Genomic DNA, 21840 nt, shown 5'->3' with positions numbered 1-21840 from the left:
CACCACGGAATCGCCCTCGGCATCCGCCCGCGCCCGACGTACTCTCGACGCATGACGATCGTGAGCCAGTACGAGGCGACACCTGCCGGGGGCGATTCCGCGGGAGCCGGCACCCCGCCGCCGTCGGGCACCCAGGACGTCACCGAGGCGGTGCGCGACGTCGCCCGGCGCGCCAAGGTCGCCTCGCGCACCCTGGCCACGGCGAACCGCATGACCAAGGACGCCGCGCTGGGCGCCGTCGCGGACGCCCTGGTGGCCGCCGCCGACGAGATCGTCGCAGCCAACGCCGAGGACCTGGAGCGCGGCCGCGCCAACGGGATGTCGGACGGCCTGCTGGACCGGCTCGCCCTGACCCCCGAGCGGATCGGCCAGATCGCGGCCGCGCTGCGCGACGTCGCCGGCCTGCCCGACCCGGTCGGCGAGGTGGTGCGCGGGCAGACCCTGCCGAACGGCCTGCGCCTGCGCCAGGTCCGCGTCCCGATGGGCGTGGTCGGCATGATCTACGAGGCCCGCCCGAACGTGACCGTGGACGCCGCGGGGCTGGCCCTGAAGTCCGGCAACGCGGTGATCCTGCGCGGGGGCAGCGCGGCGGCGTCGTCCAACGCGGTGATCGTCGCGGTGATGCAGGGCGCCCTGGCGGCGCGCGGCCTGCCCGCCGACCTGGTCCAGTCGATCGACGCCTACGGCCGCGCGGGCGGCGTGGCGCTCATGCGCGCCCGCGGCCTGGTGGACGTGCTGATCCCGCGCGGCGGCGCCGACCTCATCCAGACCGTCGTGCGCGAGTCCCTGGTGCCCGTCATCGAGACGGGCGTGGGCAACGTGCACGTCTACGTGGACGCGTCGGCCGACGTCGGCATGGCCGTCGCGATCGTGATGAACGCCAAGACCCAGCGCGTCGGCGTGTGCAACGCGGCCGAGACGCTGCTCGTGCACGAGGACGCCGCGCCGGCCTTCCTCCCGGCGGCGCTGACCGCGCTGGCCGACGCCGGCGTGGTGCTGCACGGCGACCCGGCAGCCCTGTCCTTTGCCCCCGAGGGAGCCACCGTGCTTCCCGCCACGGACGAGGACTGGGCAACGGAGTACCTCGCGCTGGAGCTCGGCGTGCGGGTGGTCCCGTCGCTGGACGAGGCGATCGAGCACATCCGCACCTGGTCCTCCGGGCACACCGAGGCCATCGTGACGCGGGACATCGCGGCGGCGGACCGGTTCGTCGCGGAGGTGGACTCCGCCGCGGTGATGGTGAACGCGTCGACCCGGTTCACCGACGGCGGCGAGCTCGGCCTGGGTGCCGAGATCGGCATCTCCACGCAAAAGCTGCATGCGCGCGGCCCCATGGGACTGACCGAGCTGACCACCACGAAGTGGGTGGTCACGGGCGACGGCCACGTCAAGCCGTGAGGGCTCGTTGGCGTCCTGGAGACCTCCGCAGGATCTCCTTGCGACCCGGTGCCGCGGTGCGCCCGCCGCAATTCGTCCGTGAGAGACTAAAGCCCACCTGAGCTTGTTCGACTAGGAGGAACACCCGTGCTGCACACCGCCGTCCTGGCTGCCGAGGCCGCCTCGGAGCACGTCAACGAGCCGATCGCCCCGGTCGCGCTCGGCCTGATCGCCTTCGGCGCGCTCGTGGCCGCGCTGCTCGTCACGTACGCGTTCCGCAACGTCGGCAACCGGCACTGATCCATCTAGACGGGAGCCTGACGACCAGATGAGTGCACGCACCGCATGAGTGCCCCCACTGGGACCAGGCCGCGCATCGGGGTGATGGGCGGCACGTTCGATCCCATCCACCACGGTCACCTCGTGGCCGCGAGCGAGGCGGTCGCGCAGCTGGAGCTGGACGAGGTCGTCTTCGTTCCCACCGGCCGTCCGGGCTTCAAGCAGAAGCAGCGGGTCACCCCGGCGGAGCACCGCTATCTCATGACGGTGATCGCCACGGCGTCGAACCCGCGCTTCACGGTGAGCCGCGTCGACATCGACCGGGCGGGCCTCACGTACACGGTGGACACGCTCCGCGATCTGCGTACGCAGCGCCCGGACGCGGACCTCTACTTCATCTCGGGAGCGGACGCCATCCAGCAGATTCTCTCGTGGAAGGATGCCGAGAAGCTCTGGGACATGGCACACTTCGTCGCTGTCACACGGCCTGGGCACATGCTCACCGTGGACGGGCTTCCTCGGGACGGCGTGACGACACTCGAGGTTCCTGCACTAGCTATCTCCTCGACCGACTGTCGTCGTCGGGCCGAGGAGGGTTTGCCGGTCTGGTATCTGGTGCCTGACGGCGTGGTCCAGTACATCGCCAAGCACGGACTGTATCGAGGTCTTCACGATGAGTGACAACAAGGGTCGTCCCATGACGCGCCGCGAGATCCGCGAGCGTGAGGCTGCCGCCGCGGCTGCCGCCGGCGGTGGTGCCGGTGGTGGTGCCTACCCGCCGCAGGGCGGGCAGCAGCAGCCTCCGCACCGTGGCGCGCCCGCACCCGCCCCTGCTCCCGAGGGCGGCTGGTCGCCGAACCCGGGCAACCCGCCGGTCGCCCGGCCCCCGCAGGCGACGGGCGGCTCGCGCGGCGTGGACGCGACGGGCCGGCTCACGCCGGTGCAGCAGCCCGGCGGCAACCCGTCGCCCTTCGGCCCCGGTGGCGGCCAGAGCCGTCCGGGCGCTCCGTCCGGACCGGGCGGCCAGGGTGCCCCCGGCGGCCACGGCGCGCCGGGCGGTCCCGGACAGCAGAGCGCCCCGCCGAGCCCGTTCGGCGGGCGCCCGGCGAGCGCACCCGTGCCGCCCGCGCCCCAGCAGCAGGGCCGTTCCGCGCGGTTTGCCCCGCCGCAGGCGCCCGGCGCGCCCGCCGGACCGGCCGACGTCGGCCAGACGACGCAGTGGGGACCGCCTCCGCCCGCCCCGGCCCAGCAGCAGCCGCCGTCGCCGTTCGGCGGCCGTCCTGGTGCGCCGACCGCGCCCGGGGCCCCCGGCGGCCTCGGCCAGCAGCGCCCGGGTGCACCGGGCCGTCCGGCCGGAGCCCCGCCCAGCGGTGCCGTCTCGAGCAGCGCGCCCGCGCTGCCCTGGGAGGCCGGTGGCCCGGCGGCTCCGCAGTCGGCGCCCCCGGGCGGCGCGCCCGGGGCCCCCGGTTCGCCGTTCCCCGGACGCCGCGGCGGCCCGGGCGGTCAGCCCGTCCCCGGCGCCCCGGGTGGTCCCGGCTCCGGTCAGATCGGCGGACCGGGCCAGATGGGCGGCCCCGGTCAGATGGGTGGCCCCGGTCAGCCGCACCCCGGTGCTCCCGGCCAGTTCGGTGCCGGCCCCATCGCCCCGTCCCGGGCCTCCCGCCGTGAGGTGGAGGAGGAGTGGGACGAGGAGGAGGACGAGGGCCCGCAGTACACCTGGCTGCACTACATCATCCTGGTGGTCGTGGCGTTCGTGCTCGGCCTCCTGATCTGGAAGCTCGTGCTCGAGGGGGACAGCGTCGGGTACCCCACGGACCAGGCGGCCGCCCTGCTGGGCACTCTGCCGGGCGGACTGCCCGGCTTCATGGGAGGTAATGCGGTATGACGGCGACCGAGCGGGCCACAGAGCTCGCGATCATCGCGGCGCGGGCGGCGAGCGACATCAAGGCGCAGGAGATCATCGCGCTCGACGTCAGCGAGCAGCTCGTGCTGACCGACGTGTTCCTCATCGCGTCGGGCGCCAGCGAGCGTCAGGTCTCGGCGATCGTCGACGCGGTCGAGGAGGCGCTCTTCAAGGAGGGCGTCAAGGCGATCCGGCGCGAGGGCAAGTCCGAGGCCCGGTGGGTGCTCATCGACTTCGGTGACGTCGTGGTGCACGTGCAGCACGCCGAGGACCGGACCTACTACGCGCTCGAGCGCCTGTGGAAGGACTGCCCGGCCATCCCGCTGCCCGAGGACGCCCAGGGCGGCGGCGACGCGACGGAGTTCCGCGACCCCGACGACGGCGCGATCCACCTGGCCGGGGACTCCCGCCAGTGACCGCAGGGACGATCGTGCTGCTGCGCCACGCGCGCACGGCATACAACGCGGGCCTGCGCCTGCAGGGCCAGATCGACATCCCGCTCGACGAGGTCGGCCGCTGGCAGGCGGAGCAGGGCGCCACGGCGCTGGCGGCGTCGCACAAGGGGTCCCTCGTGGTCTCCAGCGACCTGCAGCGGGCCCGGGACACGGCGGCCGCGTACGCGCGGCACCTCGACCTGGAGGTCCTGACCGACGCCGGGCTGCGCGAGCGGTCGTTCGGCGAGTGGGAGGGGATGACCGACGCCGAGATCGCCGAGCGCTGGCCGCAGGAGCACGCCGTCTGGCGCGGCGGCGGCGAGCCCGAGGCGAACGGGGTGGAGTCCAAGGCGGTCACCGCCCGGCGCATGGAGGAGGCGGTGCTGCGGCACGCCGAGACTCTCGGCTCGGGGGAGACGCTCGTGGTCGTGTCGCACGGCTCGGCGATCACGCAGGCGATCACCCGCCTGCTCGGTCTCGACCCCGCGACGTGGCGTGGTCTGCACGGCCTGCACAACGTGCACTGGTCGCACCTGCGCGCCTCCGGACCGGGCGCGAGCCCGGCGTGGCGTCTCGTCGCGCACAACGTGGGCGCCGGCTACCCGCTCGACACGTGGCAGTCCGGGCCCGAGGCCCGGCAGTGACCGAGCGCACGCCGGTTTGAATTTGGTCCCTGGCGTCGGTCTGCATAGACTAACGACGCTCGCCCGGCCCAATGGCTGGGAGAGACCAATCTGGGGCTGTGGCGCAGCTGGTAGCGCACCTGCATGGCATGCAGGGGGTCGGGGGTTCGAGTCCCCCCAGCTCCACCGGACGAAGGCCGCTGACCCGCACGAGAGTGCGGGTCGGCGGCCTTTCTCGTGCTCGGTGTGCCCGCTCCGCCTGCGTGCTCACTCGGCCTCTGCGGCCTCCGCGAACCGCTGCGTGCCGATGACGCGGAGCAGGTCGAGCTTGTCGGCGGCGTCCGTACCCTCCAGCGGCAGGAGGACCCGCACCCGGATGCCGGTCCCGGGCGTCACGAGCACCTCGCACCGGAGCCGGACCAGCCCGACCGTGGGGTGCTGGACATCCTTCAGGTCGGAGCGCCGGACCGCGACGTCGTGCTGGTCCCACAGCGTCGCGAACTCCGCGCTGTGCGCGGCGAGGCCGGTGACGAGCCCGGTGATCTCGGCGTCCTCGGCACGGCGGGAGTAGGTGGCGCGCAGATCGCTGACATGGGCCCGCGACAGCCGGGCCCGGTCCGCCTCCGGGACGAGGCCGCGGGACTCCGGGCGGGTGAACCACCGCCAGTAGACGTTGCTGTCCCGGCCCGGGAGCAGCTCGCCACGGCAGTGCAGGGCGTCGTCGAGCGCGTTGGTGTGGAGCACGTCGCCGAGATCGTTGTAGACGCACGTCGGCAGGTCGTCCAGGTGCTCGGCGAGCTGGCGCAGCCCCGGGTCGAGACGGCGGCCGACCTGCCGCGACGGGACCGGCACGCCGGCGAGGCGGAAGAGATGGTCCCGCTCGTCCGGGGTGCACCGCAACGCCCGCGCGAGCGCGGCCACGACCGATTCCGACGGGTCGGAGCCGCGTGCCTGCTCCAGCCGCGCGTAGAAGTCGCTGGACACACCGGCCAGCACCGCGACCTCCTCGCGGCGCAGGCCCGGCGTCCGGCGGCGCGACGTCTCCGGGAGGCCGACGTCCGACGGCGAGAGCGCCGCCCGCCGTCGGCGCAGGAACTCGGCGAGCCCGGGCCGGTCGATCACCTGATCAGTATGTCCCGCGGTCGCGACCGCAGCCAGGACCGGACCGGTCCTGGATGAACCACGGCGACCGGCCGCACGGTAGGGGCATGACCACCCATCACGTCGGGCTCGCCCGGCACATCCCCGTCCCGCCCGCGGTGCCGACCGTCTCGGTCAACCCGGTCACCCTCCCGGCGCCGGACCGCGCCCTCCCGCTGACGCTGCGGGTCACGGCGCCCCTGCACGGTGACGCCCTGCCGATCGTGCTCCTGTCCCACGGCGGCGGCAGCTCGTACCACCTGCGGTCCAAGGACGGCTACGCGCCCCTGGTCGACTTCTGGGCGGGCCACGGGATCGCCGTCCTCCAGCCGACCCATCTCAGCGCCCCTGACGGCGGGCTCGGCCTGGACCCGGACGCCCCCGGTTATCCGCTGTTCTGGCGCTCACGGATCGACGACCTCACGCTGATCCTCGACGGTCTCGACGCGATCGAGGCCCAGGCGCCGGCCGTCGCCGGGCGGCTCGACCGGGCGCGTGTCGCCGCCGTCGGCCACTCCGCGGGCGGCAACACCGTCAGCGCGCTGCTCGGCGCGCGGGCGACCGACCCGGCCGGCGGCGTCCTCGACCTGCGCGAGCCCCGCATCAGTGCCGGTGTGCTGCTCGCCTCGACCGGCAGCGCCGAGGGCATGACCGACGCCATGCGCGCGCGGTACCCCGAGCTGGAGGCCGACTTCTCGCACCTGACCACCCGCACGCTGGTGGTCCACGGCGACCAGGACGACAACCCGGCCGCCACCACCCGCGGCGCCGACTGGTCCGCCGAGCCCTACCACCTCAGCCCGGGCGCCGACGCCCTGCTGACGCTGCCGGGGGCGAGGCACTATCTTGGCGGCATCATGGGCTACGACCTCGCCGAGACCGACGACGAGGACCCCGAACGGCTCGCCGTCACCCAGCGCATGACCTGGGCCTACCTGCGGTCGGCTCTCGATCCCGGTGACCCCGCGTGGCGGCGGGCCCTCGACGCCGTCCGCGACAACCCGTCGCTCGCGAGCGTGCAGACCAGGTAGCCGACGCCGTCCGGGCGTGTGCCGGGGGGCTCGTTCCCGCGGCGACGATGCGTGCCAGCGTGTGAGCCGGACGTGGGTCGCTCGCCGTGGATAGGCTGCCGGCACATGACCGAGCGACCTCGAGCAGATCAGCCGCACTGGCGCGTGTACCCGGTGGGTGCCGCTGGAAACCTGGTGAACGCGACGATCAACGCGCTGGCCCCGTTCCTCGTCGGCATCGGCGCCGCCTTCGTGCTCCTCCTGGCCGTCGCCATGGTGGGTGAGGAGGCCCTGTTCGACGAGCCCGCCGTCAGCGGTGCGCTCGACCAGCTCGCGCGGGCAGCCATGGTCCCGGTGCTCGTCCTCGCGCTGGGCGCCGGCGTCCTCACCACCGTCCTGTCCGCGCTGCGCGAGGTGATCACCTCGCGCGCCGTCGCCCGGGCGGCCCGCGACGGTGCGCCGAGGACGGCCGTGCCGCACCCGAGCCAGGTGGACCTGGTGGCGGCCCAGCCGCCGTTCGTCGCGTTCTTCGTGGTGTCCGCGCTGCTCGCCGGGATCGGCGTGCTGTTCACCGTGGTGGCGGCCTTCGGCGTCAACGGCAGCGAGATGTACATCCTGTGGGGCTCGCTCGCGGGTACGGGGGTCGCCGGGGCCTTCGTGCTCCTCGCGCTGGCGGGCCGTCCCGCGCACCACCGCCGTCGGCTGGTGATCGCGGCGCACTGGACCACGGCCGACGAGCACGCGGCCTGGCGGCGAGCCGCCCCTGCGAGGTCCCAGAACGACGACGAGGCGGCGCTTCCGCCCGACCTCGTGCGCAAGCAGCGCACGGCCACCTGGTACGAGTACGTGGGCATCGTGTGCCTCGCGCTCGGGTTCAGCCTGCTGCAGCTCTGGCTGTTCGTCACCCACCCGTTCCGGTCCACGACCGACGCCGGACCTCGGGTCGAGTACGGGGACGGCGTCGAGGTGGTGCTCGTCGTCGGCGTCTGGGTCTTCGCGGCACTCGTCGTGGCGGCCGTCGGGCTCCTGGTGGTGGGGTTCTTCGCCGACTCGGCCGTCCAGCGGCGCGAGCAGGAGATCCTGCGCCAGGCGCTGGAGGACCGAGCGGCCCCACGCCCGCCGAGGGGACTGCTGCGCAAGTACGCCAACCACCAGCCCGTGATCTTCGTGCAGGCCCTGGCCCTCCTCGCCGCCGTCGGGACCACGCTCGGCTGGGGCGTGTACAGCCTCGGCACGGGCGGGATGGAGGACGTCGCGACGCTGTACGGCGACGCCGACGAGACGTTCGGCGGCTTCGTGCCCCAGGCCCTGGTGACGCTCGCGGTCTCGGTCGCCCTCGTCGTCGGCGCGATCGTGTGGGACGTCGTCGCCGCCGCTCGTGGCCACGAGCTGCGGAGCCAGGTCGTGGAGCGCTGGCCGATCAAGCCCGCGCCGCGGATGACCGGTGAGGACGGCAAGAAGCGGCCGGACCCGGCGTCGACCGGGCCCTCGCTGACGCCGAAGCCCACACCCCGGACCGCACGGCGCTGACGAACGACGGCCCGGCCGGCGGCCGGGCCCTCGTCCACGTCGTGCGGGGTCACGCCGGCGTGAGGAGACCCCCGGTCGTCGCCCGTGCCCGGTCGAGCCGCGCGCCGACGTCGGCCCAGTTGGCCAGGTTCCAGAACGCCGCGACGTAGTCCGCCTTGACGTTGAGGTAGTCCAGGTAGAACGCGTGCTCCCACATGTCGAGCATGAGCAGCGGGGTGATCCCCAGCGGCACGTTCGCCTGCTGGTCGAAGAGCTGGAACACCAGCAGCCGCCCGCCGATGCTGTCCCAGCCGAGCACCGCCCAGCCCGAGCCCTGGATGCCGGTGGCCGCTGCGGCGAAGTGCGCCTTGAACGCCGCGAAGCTGCCGAACTGGTCGACGATCGCTGCCGCCAGCTCGCCGGTGGGTTCGCCGCCGCCGTCGGGCGAGAGGTTGTTCCAGAAGACGGTGTGGTTGGTGTGGCCGCCCAGGTTGAACGCGAGGTTCTTCTCGTGCAGGTTCACCGCGGCCAGGTTGCCGCTCTCGCGTGCCTCGGCCAGCGCGTCGAGCGCGGCGTTGGCGCCGGCCACGTACGCGGCGTGGTGCTTGTCGTGGTGCAGCTCCATGATCCGCCCGCTGATGTGCGGTTCGAGCGCGGCGTAGTCATAGGGCAGGTCAGGCAGGGTGTAGACGGGCATTTCCGGGTCCTCTCGTCGAGTGCTTCCGACGCTAGAACCTCAACCGCGGTTCAGGTCAACGGACCCGGGCGGGGTGCGGTGGTGATGGTCGACACACCCGTGCGCGGAACGAGCTCCGGCCAGGCGGTCGCGGCGCTCAGGCGGTGACGACGATCTTGCCGAGCGGGTGCCGGCGGGCGTAGTGGACCGCCGCTTCGACGCCGTGGTCGAGCGAGTACCGTCGGGCGATCGGTGTGGAGAGCCGGCCCGCCATCGCAGCTTCGGCCACGGCCCGTGTGCCGTTGCTCCCACCACCCGTGTTCATCACGAAAGCCAGCTCCACGTCATCGCGCCCGAGCTGTTCCGGCTCCGGCGGCGGGAAGATGATGGAGACGAGCCGGCCGCCAGGACGCAGGCTGCGTGCCGCCGCGGGCAGGCCGTCGGCAAGGAGCGCGAGGTTGAGGACGACGTCGACGCCGGTGGGGTATTCGTCGTAGGCGACCGCGTGGTGGGCGCCCAGGCCGTGCAGCAGCTCGGCGGCCTCGGCAGTGCGGGCGGTCACCGTGATCTCGGCTCCGGCCGCGTGCAGGACCGGGATCAGGGTCAGACCGACCGCGCCGGTGGCGCCGATGACGAGGACGGAGTCGCCGGGCCGGATCTTCGCGGCGTTCATGAGCGCCAGCGTCGTGGCGCCCGCAATCACCAGCGACGCGGCCCGCTCTGCGCTGAGGCCGGCCGGGCGGTGGTCCAGCGCGGGCGTGTCCGTCTCGAAGACCGCGTAGTCGGCGAGGGCGCCGGTGCTCAGTGACGGTCGCAGGGGGTCGGCGGCGGCGCGCAGCTGGCGGGGCATCGCCATGCCGAAGATCTCGTCGCCCGCGCGGAAGCGGGTGACGCCCGGCCCGGCTTCGGTGACGGTGCCCGCGAACTCGTTGCCGAGCGTGTACGGGAACCGAAGGTCGACCAGGTCGCGGAACCCGCCGGTGACGACGCGCAGATCGGTGGGGTTGAGCGTCGCGGCGGCGATCTTCACCAGGACCTGGCCGGGACCGGGACGAGGCACGGGCAGTTCGGCGATCGTGAGTTGCTCGGGAGCTCCGTAGCCGGTCGCGACGAGCGCCCGCATGGTGTCGGCTGTCATGAACCCACCGTATGAAGGGGGTACGTGAGCAGTCGATGCCCGGAACGCTCACTTCGTTGCTCGTTTGACTCATCTAGCATGCCTGCATGGATCTTGTCGCCGACGTGCTGGAGATCTCCGGCGTCCGGGGCACGATCGGCACGCGCACGGAAGCAGGCGGGGACTGGTCGGTCTCCGTTGCGGGCTGTGCCGTGGCGGTCGTGCACGTCGTCACCGCCGGCAACGCCTGGCTCGATCTTCCGGGCTCCTCACCGCGCCGGCGAGAGCTGGCGGCGGGAGACGTGGTACTCATGCCGGGCGGGCCGGCGCACGTGCTGAGCAGTGGGCCGGGTGCCGGTACCTCGGTGGCCGATCCGGAGATGGTGAGCCGAGGGTTCGGGTCGGGCGAGGTGATTCGCCTCGGCTCACAGCCCGCCGACACCCGCATCGTGACCATCGGTTACGACTGCGACCACACCGTGCACACCCAGATCCTCGGCACGCTGCCGGAGGTGGTGCACATCCGCGGCGACGACGGCGCGGACGGCTTCGACGACACCGTCCGGATGCTCGGGCGAGAACTGAGCCACCCACAGCTGGCGGGAAGGGCGGTGCTGAACAGCCTGGTCGATGTGCTGCTCGTACAGCTCGTGCGGGCCTGGCTGCCCACCCGGTCCGAACCTCACGGCACCTGGCTCGGCGTGCTCGCCGACCCGCTCGTGCACAAGGCGATGGAGCAGCTGCACGCCGAGCCCGCACTGCCGTGGACCACGACAAGGTTGGCCCACGCTCTCGGCGTGTCCAGGGCGACCCTGTCCCGCCGGTTCGTGGCCGCCGTCGGACAGACCCCCGCCGCCTATCTGACCCAGTGGCGCCTGGACCTGGCTGCGGTTCGCCTGCGCGGGAGCCGGGACCCGGTGGAGTCCGTCGCCACAGCGGTCGGTTACCAGTCGGTCCCCGCCTTCAGCAGGGCGTTCGCCCGCTCCCGCGGCATGACTCCCGGGCGGTACCGCACCGCTGCGCGCGACGACGGTCGCCTGTCGGCCTGAGCCAGAACTGGTGGGCTCATGACGAGAGGCCATCCCTTCCTCCTTGTTACAGGATTCCGGAATGGCCTCTGACTGAGTGTTTCGGTGGAGCTGGGGGGACTCGAACCCCCGACCCCCTGCATGCCATGCAGGTGCGCTACCAGCTGCGCCACAGCCCCGAACAGCGTTCGCCCAGGTGGGCGAGCGCCGTCAGTCTAGACCGATCCCGGCCCGGAGACCAAAGCGGGGCTGCCGACCACCGTGAACGGCACCCGCAGCAGGTCCGCGTCGCGTGACGACGAGCCGACGAGCAGCTCGAAACCGCCCGGCTCGACGACCCGGTCGCCGACCCTGTCGACGATCGTGCAGTCCGCCACCGGCAGGTCGATCTCGACCACGACGCTCTGCCCGGGGGCGACGTCGACCTGGCGGTAGGCCTTGAGCTCCTTGTCGGTCCAGCTCACGGACGTCACGGTGTCGCTGACGTAGACCTGCACGGTCTCGCGCGCCGGGCGGGCGCCCGTGTTGGTCAGGGTCACCCGGGCGCGGACGGTGTCGTCCGGGCCCACCTCGGCGTCCCGCACCCCGAGGTCGGAGTACTCCACCGTGCTGTAGGACAGGCCCTGGCCGAACACGAAGGCGGGCTCCTGCGTCAGGTCGGCGTACCGGGCGCCGTGCTGACCGCGGATCTGGTTGTAGTACACCGGCTGCTGGCCCACGTGGCGGGCGAACGAGATCGGCAGCCGGCCGGACGGCTCGATCAGCCCGAGCAGCAGCTCGGCGACCGCCCGACCGCCCTCCATGCCCGGGTTGGCCGTCCAGATCACCGCGGCGGCGTTCAGGGCGGACTCCGGCAGCACCAGCGGCTTGGACGCCATGACCACGACGACCATCGGCGTCCCCGTTGCGGCCAGCGCGTCCAGGAGGGCGACCTGCCCGCCGACGAGCTCCAGCGTCGCGGTGGACTTGTACTCGCCGACCAGCTCCACCTGGTCGCCGACCACGACCACGACGTGGTCCGCGCCCTCGGCCTGGGCCACGGCCTCGGCGATCAGCTCCGGGTCGGGGTCGCACGGCACGGCGATCTTGGGCCGGGGCTGCCCGTCGGGCAGGGTGTCGCCCTCGGGCGGCGAGACCAGCGTGACGATCTCGGCGCCGAGCGCGCTGGTGACCGTCCAGTCCTGCGGGCCCAGGGCGCGCAGCCCGTCGAGCACGGTGGTGATCATCTCCCGCGGGTGCCCGTCGGGCAGCCAGTCGGCCTGGCCCGAGCTGCCGGCCCAGTCGCCGAGCTGGGCCTGGGCGGCGTCGGCCAGCGGTCCGACGACGGCGACGCGCCGGGGCCGGTCGTCCGCGGCACCGGCCGCGCGGCCGTCGTCGTCCACGCCGGTGAAGCCGCCGGCGAAGGGGAGCGCGGCGTCCGTGTTGCGCAGCAGGACCAGCGACCGGCGCGCCACGTCGAGGTTGACGGCGGCGTGCGCGGCGGAGCCGATGAGCGCCCCGTCGCGGTCGAGGGTGGGCCGGCGCGGGTTCTCGAACAGACCGAGCTCGAACTTCAGCGTCAGGATGCGGGCCACGGCGCGGTCGAGGTCGGACTCGGCGAGCAGGCCCTGGTCGATGGCCTCCTGGGCGCCCTCGAAGAACTGCGGGGTGGTCATCACCATGTCGTTGCCGGCCCGGACGGCCGCCGCGGCGGCGTGGGCGTGGTCGGGCTGGACCTTCTGCTCCCAGACCATGCGGCCCACGTTGTCCCAGTCGGTGATCAGCGTGCCGGTGTAGCCCCACTCGCCGCGCAGCACGTCGTTGAGCAGCCAGTCGTTGATCGTGATCGGCACGCCGTCCATCGACTGGTAGCCCAGCATGAAGGTGGCGCAGCCCTCCTTCGCGACCCGCTCGAACGGGGGCAGGAACCAGGACCGCAGCTTGCGCCGCGAGATGTCCGCCTCGGACGCGTCGCGCCCGCCCTGCGTCTCGGAGTACCCAGCGAAGTGCTTGGCGGTGGCCAGGATCGCCGTCGGGTCGGCCAGGCCGGAGCCCTGGTACCCGCGCACCATCGCCGAGGCGAGCTCGCCGATCAGGTAGGGGTCCTCGCCGAAGGTCTCGTCGACCCGTCCCCAGCGCAGGTCGCGGGCGATGCACAGCACGGGGCTGAAGGTCCAGTGCACACCGGTCGCGGACGCCTCGACCGCCGTGATCCGCGCGGCCTGCTCCAGCAGCGCGGGGTCCCAGGTCGCGGCCATCCCGAGCTGCGTCGGAAAGATGGTCGCGCCCTCGTAGAACGAGTGCCCGTGGATGCAGTCCTCGCCCACGATCAGCGGGATGCGCAGCCGCGTCTGCTCCACCAGGTCGTGCGCGAGCCCCACGCGATGCGGCGAGGTGTGCAGGATCGATCCCACGTGCTTGCGCAGGATGTCGCCCTCGTAGTCGCCGCGGGCGTCGAGCTGGAGCATCTGCCCCACCTTCTCCGCCACGGTCATCCGGGCCAGCAGGTCGGCCACCCGCTCCGCGACCGGGAGGCCGGGGTCGAGGTAGGCCTGTGCCGGGGCGGACGTGTCGTGGACGCTGGTCATCGGGCGCTCCTGTCGGTCTGTGTTCGCACGCCGGAAACCTACCAGTCGCTAGGTAAGGGCCGCCGGGCCGTTCACCTGCTGTGGTCCGGCCCGCCGGGCGGCGGCTACTGTCCCTGGTACGGAGCCTTCCGATCCGGGGCCCTTGGTACGGGGCCGACGCCGGATCCCCGACCCGCGAGGTGCCCATGGCCGACAAGACCGACCTCAAGAAGACCCTCGACGCCTACCGGGCGAAGCGGGACCAGTTCCGGATCGTCGACGTGCCCGACCTGCCGTACCTGATGATCGACGGACATGGTGACCCGAACAGCTCGCCGGCCTTCACCGAGGCGGTCGAGGTGCTGTACCCCGTGGCCTACACCCTCAAGTTCGCCAGCAAGCGCGAGCTCGGACGCGACTACGTCGTCATGCCGCTGGAGGGGCAGTGGTGGGCCGAGGACATGGCCGCCTTCACGACGGCGCGCGACAAGTCCCGCTGGGACTGGACGCTGCTGATCATGGTCCCGGACTGGACGACCCAGGAGGCGTTCGCCGCCGCGGTGGAGCAGGTCCGGGCCAAGGGCGGCCCGGCCCGGCTGGGCGACGTCCGCCTGGAGACCGTGGCCGAGGGGCGCTGCGTGCAGACGCTGCACGTCGGGCCCTTCGACGCCGAGGCCGCCACGCTCGCGCGGATGCACGATGAGTTCATCCCCGCCCACGGGCTGCGCCGGACCGGCAGGCACCACGAGATCTACCTCAGCGACTTCCGCAGGGTCGCGCCGGAGAAGCAGCGGACGATCCTCCGGCAGCCGGTCGAGGTGTCCGCCGGAAGTGACTGATGGCGGCTCCCACCAGCCCGTACGCTGACCCGGATGATCGACGGACGACCTGGATCCCGCCCTGGCATCGTGCGGCTGCGCCGCACCTACCTGAGCCTCGGCCTGGGCGAGCTGGTCTCGGTCGCGGTCTTCGTCGTCGTCCAGCCGGTGGTGGCTGCCCGGCTGGACGACGACGGCGGGCGTGCGCTGTGGTGGGCCCTGACGCCGCTGCTGGTCGTCCTGGTCCAGGGCGGTGCGTACTGGCTCGCCGCGCGCACCTGGTTGCCCGGCGCCGGGCGCCCCGGGATGCCACGTCGGGTCGCCATGGCCTATCGCGTGTTCCGCGTGCTGAACCCGGTCCTGCTCGTGGTCTGCCTCGCCGGGCTGCTGCTGACCGGCCCGGACACCGGCGCCCTGGTGCTGTGCCTGCTCGTCTGGGCGTTCGGCGTGCTCGAGCACGTGAACTACTTCGTGGTCCGGCTGTCGTACCCGGTCGCCCGGTGGTCGGTGCTGGTCGGCCGACGGCGCACGCCCGCCCTGGTCCGGGATCTCGCCCGGGCCCGGTGACCCGCCTGCCTCATCGCGCTCGCCCGCGGCCGCCCGCCAGCGCGACGAGCGCCGCCGCCACGAGCGCGACGGCCGAGACGGCGAACGCCGTCGTGTAGCCGGCCGCGGTGGGCAGCCCGGTGGCCGTCGTCGCGCCGACGACGGCGGTGGCGACCTGTGCCCCGAGGGAGCCGCCGATGGTCCGCACGATGGTGTTCACGCCCGTGGCCTCCCCGGTCTCGTGCGGTTCGACGGCGCCGACCACCACGTTGGCGAGCGACGAGAAGGCGAAGCCGATGCCGACGCCGAGCACGCCGGCCCCCGTGGCGACGGCCCACGGGTGCTGGTGGCCCACCGCGAAGGCCGCGAAGCCGACCGCGCCGATGAGGCAGGCCGCGACCAGCGTCGCGGTGAACCCGATGCGGGGGCCCAGGCGCCCGGCGAGCGGGCCGGCGAAGAGCATGGTCACGGCCATGGGCAGGAGGTAGAGCCCCGACTCGGTGACGGTGGCGCCGAACCCGTAGCCGGCTTCGGTGGGGGTCTGCACGAGCTGCGGCACCAGGGTGAACGCGCCGTACATGCCGAAGCCGATGATCAGGGCGGTGAGGTTCGCGGTGACGAGCGTCCGGCGGCGCAGCACGCGCAGGTCGACCAGCGGCTCGGCCAGGCGTGACTCCAGCAGCACGAAGCCCGCGAACGCGGCGACCGCCACGGCCGCCAGGGCGACGACGACGGCGGGCGCCCAGAGGCGGGACTGGCTGATCGCCAGCAGCAGGGCCGTGAGCGCGACGGTCAGCACGCCGGCGCCGACCCAGTCGACCCGGCCGCCGAGCCCCGGGCGGTCGCGGGCGACGAACGCCGCGACCGCGGCCAGGGCGAGGACGATGACGACGAGCGCGGCCCAGAACAGCCAGGGCCACCCGAGCGCGTCGATGATCGGGCCGGGCACCACGAGGCCCACCCCGAAGCCGATGCCGAAGATCGCGCTGACGGTCCCGATCGCCACCGGCACGCGGTCCCGGGGGAACGTCTCGCGCACGATCCCGAACGCCAGCGGGAACGTGCCTGCGCCCAGCCCCTGGACCGCGCGGGCGGCGACGAGCACGCCGATCGACCCGGGCAGCGCGCCGGCGAGGGCCGCCAGCAGCGTGCCGGCCGCGAGGATCGCCAGGCTCACGAGCAGCAGGCGGCGCTTGCCGAACATGTCGCCCAGGCGGCCGATGATCACCGTGCCCACCGACGACGTGAGCAGGAACGAGCTGATCAGCCACGCCGTCGTCGTCGGCGAGACGTCGAGCTCCCGCTGCAGGTCGGGCAGGGCCGGCACGACCATGGTCTGCAGCAGGGAGAAGGAGAGCACTGCCAGCAGCAGTGCGGCGAAGGGTCCGGCGGTGCCCTGGCGGGCCGCCTCACGAGCTGATGCCTGTCGAGTGGATGTCATGACGACATCATTACATCATGTAACGACCGAGTGATAGTGTCCCCCCGTGGAACAACCCGCGGGCCGACCCCCGACGCTGCTGGGCCTGCCCTCCTACCTCGCCGGGCACGTCTCGCGCATCGGCCACCGCGCGCTCGTCGCCGACCTCGCGAAGCACGGGCTCCGGCTGCCGCACTTCGCGGTGCTCACCGGGCTGCACGACCTCGGCCCGCTCGGCCAGCACGAGCTCGCCGACCGGCTGGGTCTCAACCGCAGCCACCTGGTCGGGTACCTCGACCGGCTCGAGGAGGCGGGCCTGGTCAGCCGGGTCCGTGACCCGGGGGACCGCCGGCGTCAGCAGGTGCAGCTCGACCCCGCGGGAGAGCGCCTCGCGGCCGAGCTGATCGAGGGAGCCCGCGCCGGCGAGGCCGCCGACCTGGCCGTGCTCAGCGCCGACGAGCTGGCGACGCTGACGGACCTCCTGCGCCGGGTCCTGCTCGCGGACGACGCCGCTGCTGCCGACGCCGCGGGCACGCCGCCTGCGGGCGACTGACGGCGACCGGAGCCGACCCGCGGCGACCGACGTCGCCGCCCGGGGTGCTCAGCCCCGCAGCTCCTCCACGGAGGCGCCCGGCTGCTCGGTGAGCTCGGCGGCGTCCTGCGTCGCGGCCCAGGAGGCAAGCAGGGCGAGGCCGTCCGCGGCCGGTGAGCCGGCCGGCGCGGTGTAGACGTTGAGCACCAGCCCCGGCTCCGACGGCAGCTCCATCGACTCGAAGGTCAGGTCGAGCTGCCCCACCACCGGGTGCCTCAGCCGCTTGAACCCGCTGCGGTGCAGCAGCACGTCGTGCGAGGCCCAGCGCTGGCGGAACAGCTCGCTCCGGGTGGAGAGCTCGCCGACGAGCTCGATCAGCGCCGGGTCGTGCGGGTTGCGTCCTGCCTCCAGGCGCAGGTAGGAGGCGGAGTCCCGGGCGATCCGCTCCCAGTCGACGAAGAAGTCCCGGGCTGCGGGGTCCAGGTAGACGAACCGCGCGGTGTTCGCCGGACGGCGCGGGTCGGCGAGCACCGGCGCGTACAGAGCGCGGGCCAGGCGGTTCATCGCGACGATGTCGTGGCGCCCGTTGCGCACCCACGCGGGCGCGTCGCTGATCGCGTCGAGCACCTGCTGCACGGCGGGGCGCACCGTCGTCGGCGCGCGGCCCCGTCGGGCCTTGCCCGAACCCGCCGAGCGGGCCAGCGTGAACAGGTGCTCGCGCTCGGCCTCGTCGAGCTGCAACGCCCCGACCAGGGCGTCCAGCACACCGTCCGAGGCGCCGGACAGGTTCCCGCGCTCCATCCGCACGTAGTAGTCGACCGAGACGCCGGCCAGCATCGCGACCTCCTCACGGCGCAGGCCCTTGACCCGCCGGTTGCCGCCGTAGGCGGGCAGCCCGGCCTGGTCGGGTGTGAGGCGGGCCCGTCGCGAGCTGAGGAACTCGCGGACCTCGGCGCGGTGGTCGATCTGTCCCATGCCCCCACGGTAAGCCGACCCCTGCCGCCGTGGGAGGCACTGGCGTTACCCGGAACGACCGGGACTCCCCGGGGCGCGCGCCACGCGGTGTGCTGGGGCGACGCACCAGGAGAGGCAGCATGCACACCACGGCAGCACCCCGCGTGGCCACCGCCACGAAGACCGGCACGACGGCGATCCTCGCCGTCATCCTCATCAGCTACTTCATGATCCTGCTCGACAACTCCGTGATCTTCACGGGCCTGCCGAGCATCCGCGCCGACCTCGGCCTCGACCCCGCCACGCTCTCCTGGGTGCAGGACGCCTACACCCTCGTGTTCGGCGGCCTCCTCCTGCTCGGCGCCCGCGCCGGCGACCTCCTGGGCCGACGGCGCCTCCTCGTCGCCGGGCTGGCCGTCTTCGGCACCGCCTCGCTGCTCATCGGGCTCGCCCCGACCGGCTGGTGGATGATCGCCGCCCGCGCCCTGCAGGGGGTCGGCGCCGCCGTCGTCGCCCCCACCTCCCTCTCCCTGATCACCGCGCACTTCGAGGGCCTCGCCCGGGCCCGCGCCGTCGCCTGGTACAGCGCGACCGCCGGGATCGGCGCCAGCCTCGGGCTGGTGGTCGGCGGGGCGCTCGCGGAGTGGGTCTCCTGGCGCGCGGCGTTCCTCGTCAACGTGCCGATCGCGGTGGCCATGATCGTCGTCGCCCGGCGGGTCCTGGCCGAGACCGAGCGGCGCCCCGGCCGGTTCGACGTCGGCGGCGCGGTCGCCGCGACCCTCGGCACGGGCGCGCTCGTGCTCGGGATCATCGAGTCGGGCGAGCGCGGCTGGGCCTCGCCCGTGACCCTGGGTGCGCTCGCGGCGGGCCTGGTGCTGCTGACCGTCCTGGTGCTGCACGAGGCGCGGACGGCCCACCCGATCATGCCCCTGCGGCTCTTCCGCAGCCGGGAGCGCAGCGGCGCCTACGCCGCCCGGCTGCTCTACCCGGGCGCCATGATCGGCTTCTTCTACTTCACCACGCAGTACCTCCAGGACGTGCTCGGTCTCAGCCCGCTGCAGGCCGGCCTCGGGTTCTTCCCGATGACGCTGGTCAACTTCGCCGTGGCGCTGGCCGTCCCGCGGCTGCTGCGCCGGATCCCCGGCTCGGTGCTGCTGGCGGCGGGCCTGGCGCTCACTCTGGGCGGGCTGGCGTGGCTGAGCCGCGTCGGCCCGGACGACGCCTACCTCATCGCCGTCGCGCTCCCGATGCTGCTCGTCGGGGCGGGCCAGGGTCTCGCCTTCGCGCCGCTGACGAGCTCCGGCATCGCCGGGGTCGCGCCCGAGGACGCAGGGGCGGCGTCCGGCCTTGTCAACACCGCCCACCAGCTCGGTATGGCGCTCGGCCTGGGCGTCCTCGTCGCGGTAGCGGCGCACGCCGACGGCGGGGCGGACGCTTCCAGGTCCGACGTCGCCGGGCCGGCCGCCGTACAGGTCGCCGCGCAGGTCAGTGCGGCTCTGACCGGGGCCGCGGCGCTGGTCGCGGTGGCGCTCGTGGTGGTGCTGGTGGTGCTCCCGCCGGCGCGGCGGCCGCGGGGCTGACCGGCTGATCGACCGGCGTCCGCCCGTCCTCGTCCAGCCTGGCGTGCGCCGTGGTGTCCACCCTGGGGACGACGACGACGTCCGCCCTGGGTCCGATGCCGGCGGGGGCGCCGATCGGTAGTTTCGTGGCCATGACCCCGACCGCCCGGACCGCGACCACCCCGACCCGCACGGGCCCGTCCCACCCGCGCCTGTCCCACCCGGCGGCGCGCGCCGGGGTCGTGGTGGTCCTGAGCTTCGTGCTGGGCGGGCTGACGTCGTACGCCCAGGGGTTCCTGCCGGACGCGTTCGCGTCGTTCGCCAACTCGGCCAGCGGCTGGACGGTGCTCACGGCCCTGCTGCTCTTCTGGTCCCGGCTGCGCACCGCGCCCGCCGCCGTGCTCGGCGCCGTGAGCTTCGTGCTGCTCGTGCTCGGGTACACGGTCGCGTCCCAGGTGCGGGGCTACGTGTACGACCCGCTCCTGTTCTCGGCGGTGGGCGTCGTGGCCGGCCCGTTCGTGGGCGTCGCCGCCTCCTGGCTGCGCGCCACCGGCGTCCGCGCGGCCCTCGGCACCGCGCTGCTCGCGGGCATCGGCGTGGGGGAGGCGGCGTACGGGCTGACGATCATCCGGGAGACGACCAGCCCGGTCTACTGGACCGTGATCGGCGTCGCGGGGCTCGCGCTCCTGGTCGCCCAGCTCGTGCGCCGGGTCCGCGGCGCGCTGCCGGTGGCCCTGGCCGCGGGCGGCACCGCGCTCGTCGCGGCAGCCTTCTACCTCGCCTACTCCAGCCTGTAGGGACTGTCCCGTACGGCGCGGCGGCCCGGCCGGTCGCGGCCTAGGGCGCGACCAGCCGGTCCAGCAGCCGGTCGAGCAGCTGCTCGGCGCGCGCGCCGGCGGTCTCGTCGACCAGGAGGGTCTGGGCCAACCCGCTCGCGGCGGCCACGATCAGCTCGGCGTCCAGCTCGGCGTCGTCCAGGGCCGTGTCATCCAGGTCTGTGGTCCGGTCGGCGTCGTGCTCGGACGGCGCCGCTCCCGCGCGGGCCCGCCGGAGCTGGTCCGCGATCGCCGTGATCAGATAGCGCGGCGCACCCAGCGTGTCCTCCCCGTCGACGTCGGAAGCGGTGAGGGCCGCCGTGTGGAACGCGTTCAGGACGACGGTGTCCTGCCGTCGCGCGGCGTCCGTCGGCAGCAGCTCGACGAGGAGCGCGCGGACGACCTCGCGCGGCGCCGGCTCCGCGCCGAGCGTGCCGAGGCGGCGGGTGAACCGCGCGCCGGCGTCGGCCACGACGGCGCGGTGGGTGGCCAGCAGGAACGCGCGCTTGGTGCCGAAGTAGTACTGGACCAGGCGCACCGAGACGCCGGCCTCGGCGGCCACCGACTGGAAGGTGGCGGCCTCCAGCCCGGCGCGGGCGACGACCCGCCGCGCGGCGTCGGTGATCTGGGTGCGCCGTTGATCGTGGTCGGCCAGCCGGGGCATGCGGCCCGTCCTCTCGTGCTGTGCGCGGCCCGTGGGCCGTTAGTGGTATGCCTGCACCATCATAAGTGATACGTTCATACCAACAAGACGACGGGACGGAGGTCGCCATGGCCAGGATCGGACGGTTCAGGAACGAGGCGGCGCGCGCCGAGTACCTGCGCGCCTATGCGGCGATGGAGGGCCTCTGGCCCCTGCCGTCGACCGTGTCCGACGTCCCGACCGCGTACGGGACCACCCATGTGCGGCGCTCGGGCATCGGCGGCGGACTGCCGCTCGTGCTGCTCCACGGGTTCGGCGGCAACGGCCTGTACTGGTACGACGTGGTCGACGACCTGGCGCGCGACCGCGTCGTCGTCGCCCTGGACACCGTCGGCTCGGCCGGACGCAGCGTGCAGACCGCGCCCCTGGGGCGCGACGCGGACTACGGCGCGTGGTTCGCGCAGGTGCTGGACGGCCTCGGCCTGGACCGCGCCCATGTGCTGGGGGAGTCCCTGGGCGCCTGGCACGCGACCCTGACGGCGCTGCACGCTCCGGACCGCGTCGCGAGCGTGTCCCTGATCGAACCCAACGGCGTGTTCGCCCGGACGCCGGCCCGGGCCCTGTTCAGGATGCTCCGGTTCGGGGCGAACCCCACCGACGAGGGCTGGCGCCGGATGCGCGAGTGGCTCACCCCGGGGGCCGCCCCGACCGACGTCGAGCTGGCGTGCATGAAGGCTGCGCAGGGCTACCGGACCGCGGCCGGCTGGGCGCGCCCGCTCAAGGACGCCGAGCTGGCCGCCATCACCGCGCCGTTGCTCGCGATCTACGGCGCCGAGTCCGTGCTCTCGGAGCCGGACGCGGCGCGGGGGGGGGGGGGGGGAGAGGGGTGGGGGGGGGGGGGGAGTTTTCTT

At 73.7% G+C, this 21840-nt stretch carries 22 protein-coding genes and 2 tRNA genes; 16 read left to right on the top strand and 8 right to left on the bottom strand.

The annotated features are described in order from the left end of the window. The first annotated feature begins 51 nt into the window (after positions 1 to 51). The 7 genes from ACFV9Q_RS21415 to ACFV9Q_RS21385 all read left to right on the top strand — a co-directional run bounded on the left by ACFV9Q_RS21415 (position 52) and on the right by ACFV9Q_RS21385 (position 4802). Positions 52 to 1398, top strand: a complete 1347-nt coding sequence (locus ACFV9Q_RS21415; protein WP_377236073.1) for a glutamate-5-semialdehyde dehydrogenase — start codon at positions 52 to 54, stop codon at positions 1396 to 1398. Positions 1399 to 1524: 126 nt separating this feature from the next. Beyond that, a complete protein-coding gene (locus tag ACFV9Q_RS21410) occupies positions 1525 to 1677 on the top strand; it encodes a hypothetical protein (RefSeq protein ID WP_377229142.1) in 153 nt (50 codons plus the stop codon). A 45-nt stretch (positions 1678 to 1722) separates the two neighbouring features. Continuing rightward, positions 1723 to 2337, top strand: a complete 615-nt coding sequence (gene nadD / locus ACFV9Q_RS21405) for a nicotinate-nucleotide adenylyltransferase (RefSeq protein WP_285108607.1) — start codon at positions 1723 to 1725, stop codon at positions 2335 to 2337. Further along, positions 2330 to 3541, top strand: coding sequence for a hypothetical protein (locus tag ACFV9Q_RS21400; protein ID WP_377236072.1), 1212 nt, complete (start codon positions 2330 to 2332; stop codon positions 3539 to 3541). The genes nadD and ACFV9Q_RS21400 overlap by 8 nt, the downstream gene beginning before the upstream one ends. Then, entirely contained in the window at positions 3538 to 3975 is a 438-nt protein-coding gene (gene rsfS / locus ACFV9Q_RS21395; protein ID WP_377236071.1) for a ribosome silencing factor, read from the top strand. Before ACFV9Q_RS21400 ends, rsfS begins: the two co-directional genes overlap by 4 nt. After that, positions 3972 to 4637, top strand: a complete 666-nt coding sequence (locus ACFV9Q_RS21390; RefSeq protein WP_377236070.1) for a histidine phosphatase family protein — start codon at positions 3972 to 3974, stop codon at positions 4635 to 4637. The genes rsfS and ACFV9Q_RS21390 overlap by 4 nt, the downstream gene beginning before the upstream one ends. A 92-nt stretch (positions 4638 to 4729) precedes the next feature. Then, positions 4730 to 4802: transfer RNA gene (locus ACFV9Q_RS21385), tRNA-Ala, on the top strand. Between the two features lie 81 nt (positions 4803 to 4883). On the opposite strand, the gene ACFV9Q_RS21380 is transcribed toward ACFV9Q_RS21385, so the two are convergent. Further along, a complete protein-coding gene (locus ACFV9Q_RS21380; protein ID WP_377236069.1) occupies positions 4884 to 5738 on the bottom strand; it encodes a helix-turn-helix transcriptional regulator in 855 nt (284 codons plus the stop codon). Positions 5739 to 5824: 86 nt separating this feature from the next. On the opposite strand from ACFV9Q_RS21380, the gene ACFV9Q_RS21375 reads away from it, so the two are divergent. Beyond that, positions 5825 to 6787, top strand: coding sequence for an alpha/beta hydrolase family protein (locus ACFV9Q_RS21375; RefSeq protein WP_377236068.1), 963 nt, complete (start codon positions 5825 to 5827; stop codon positions 6785 to 6787). Positions 6788 to 6892: 105 nt separating this feature from the next. Continuing rightward, the gene (locus ACFV9Q_RS21370; RefSeq protein WP_377236067.1) at positions 6893 to 8296 is read left to right on the top strand and encodes a hypothetical protein; all 1404 of its coding nucleotides are present in this window, start codon (positions 6893 to 6895) and stop codon (positions 8294 to 8296) included. Positions 8297 to 8345: 49 nt separating this feature from the next. On the opposite strand, the gene ACFV9Q_RS21365 is transcribed toward ACFV9Q_RS21370, so the two are convergent. Together ACFV9Q_RS21365 and ACFV9Q_RS21360 are read right to left on the bottom strand one after the other, a co-directional pair. Then, positions 8346 to 8972: a superoxide dismutase gene (locus ACFV9Q_RS21365; protein ID WP_377236066.1), complete on the bottom strand. Its 627-nt coding sequence runs from the start codon at positions 8970 to 8972 to the stop codon at positions 8346 to 8348. A gap of 136 nt (positions 8973 to 9108) precedes the next feature. Continuing rightward, positions 9109 to 10089: an NADP-dependent oxidoreductase gene (locus ACFV9Q_RS21360; protein WP_377236065.1), complete on the bottom strand. Its 981-nt coding sequence runs from the start codon at positions 10087 to 10089 to the stop codon at positions 9109 to 9111. Positions 10090 to 10175: 86 nt separating this feature from the next. On the opposite strand from ACFV9Q_RS21360, the gene ACFV9Q_RS21355 reads away from it, so the two are divergent. Beyond that, positions 10176 to 11117 (top strand): cupin domain-containing protein, encoded by a 942-nt coding sequence (locus tag ACFV9Q_RS21355; RefSeq protein ID WP_377236064.1) that lies wholly within the window; start codon positions 10176 to 10178, stop codon positions 11115 to 11117. 85 nt (positions 11118 to 11202) lie between these two features. Here the strand turns inward: ACFV9Q_RS21355 and ACFV9Q_RS21350 are convergent. Next, positions 11203 to 11275 (bottom strand) — tRNA-Ala (locus ACFV9Q_RS21350). A gap of 36 nt (positions 11276 to 11311) precedes the next feature. Then, entirely contained in the window at positions 11312 to 13663 is a 2352-nt protein-coding gene (locus tag ACFV9Q_RS21345) for a glycoside hydrolase family 3 N-terminal domain-containing protein (RefSeq protein ID WP_377236063.1), read from the bottom strand. A 185-nt stretch (positions 13664 to 13848) separates the two neighbouring features. Here ACFV9Q_RS21345 and ACFV9Q_RS21340 point away from each other — a divergent pair, with 185 nt between their 5' ends. Together ACFV9Q_RS21340 and ACFV9Q_RS21335 are read left to right on the top strand one after the other, a co-directional pair. Further along, positions 13849 to 14481, top strand: a complete 633-nt coding sequence (locus tag ACFV9Q_RS21340) for a GyrI-like domain-containing protein (RefSeq protein ID WP_377236062.1) — start codon at positions 13849 to 13851, stop codon at positions 14479 to 14481. Positions 14482 to 14514: 33 nt separating this feature from the next. Further along, positions 14515 to 15027 (top strand): hypothetical protein, encoded by a 513-nt coding sequence (locus ACFV9Q_RS21335; RefSeq protein WP_377236061.1) that lies wholly within the window; start codon positions 14515 to 14517, stop codon positions 15025 to 15027. Positions 15028 to 15037: 10 nt separating this feature from the next. On the opposite strand, the gene ACFV9Q_RS21330 is transcribed toward ACFV9Q_RS21335, so the two are convergent. Beyond that, positions 15038 to 16447 carry an MFS transporter gene (locus ACFV9Q_RS21330; protein WP_377236060.1) on the bottom strand — a complete coding sequence of 470 codons (1410 nt, stop codon included), beginning with the start codon at positions 16445 to 16447 and terminating at the stop codon, positions 15038 to 15040. A 46-nt stretch (positions 16448 to 16493) separates the two neighbouring features. Here ACFV9Q_RS21330 and ACFV9Q_RS21325 point away from each other — a divergent pair, with 46 nt between their 5' ends. Next, complete coding sequence (locus ACFV9Q_RS21325; RefSeq protein ID WP_377236059.1) at positions 16494 to 16979, top strand: MarR family winged helix-turn-helix transcriptional regulator; 486 nt, start codon at positions 16494 to 16496, stop codon at positions 16977 to 16979. A 48-nt stretch (positions 16980 to 17027) separates the two neighbouring features. On the opposite strand, the gene ACFV9Q_RS21320 is transcribed toward ACFV9Q_RS21325, so the two are convergent. Further along, a complete protein-coding gene (locus ACFV9Q_RS21320) occupies positions 17028 to 17933 on the bottom strand; it encodes a helix-turn-helix transcriptional regulator (protein WP_377229128.1) in 906 nt (301 codons plus the stop codon). A 119-nt stretch (positions 17934 to 18052) separates the two neighbouring features. On the opposite strand from ACFV9Q_RS21320, the gene ACFV9Q_RS21315 reads away from it, so the two are divergent. Beyond that, positions 18053 to 19492 (top strand): MFS transporter, encoded by a 1440-nt coding sequence (locus ACFV9Q_RS21315; protein WP_377236058.1) that lies wholly within the window; start codon positions 18053 to 18055, stop codon positions 19490 to 19492. Positions 19493 to 19623: 131 nt separating this feature from the next. Then, on the top strand, positions 19624 to 20268 hold the full coding sequence (locus ACFV9Q_RS21310; RefSeq protein WP_377236057.1) for a DUF6518 family protein: 645 nt from the start codon (positions 19624 to 19626) through the stop codon (positions 20266 to 20268). A gap of 40 nt (positions 20269 to 20308) precedes the next feature. Here ACFV9Q_RS21310 and ACFV9Q_RS21305 read toward each other — a convergent pair whose 3' ends face one another. Then, positions 20309 to 20950: a TetR/AcrR family transcriptional regulator gene (locus ACFV9Q_RS21305; RefSeq protein ID WP_377236056.1), complete on the bottom strand. Its 642-nt coding sequence runs from the start codon at positions 20948 to 20950 to the stop codon at positions 20309 to 20311. 107 nt (positions 20951 to 21057) lie between these two features. Between ACFV9Q_RS21305 and ACFV9Q_RS21300 the strand changes: the two genes are divergently transcribed. Next, positions 21058 to 21840, top strand: a 783-nt coding sequence (locus ACFV9Q_RS21300) for an alpha/beta fold hydrolase (protein WP_377236055.1), incomplete at its 3' end; no start/stop codon positions are given.

It is taken from the genome of Promicromonospora sp. NPDC059942 (assembly GCF_042731755.1).
GTDB lineage: Bacteria > Actinomycetota > Actinomycetes > Actinomycetales > Cellulomonadaceae > Promicromonospora.
Note: the sequence above shows the minus strand (reverse complement) of the source record. Positions and strands in the feature narration are given on the sequence as shown.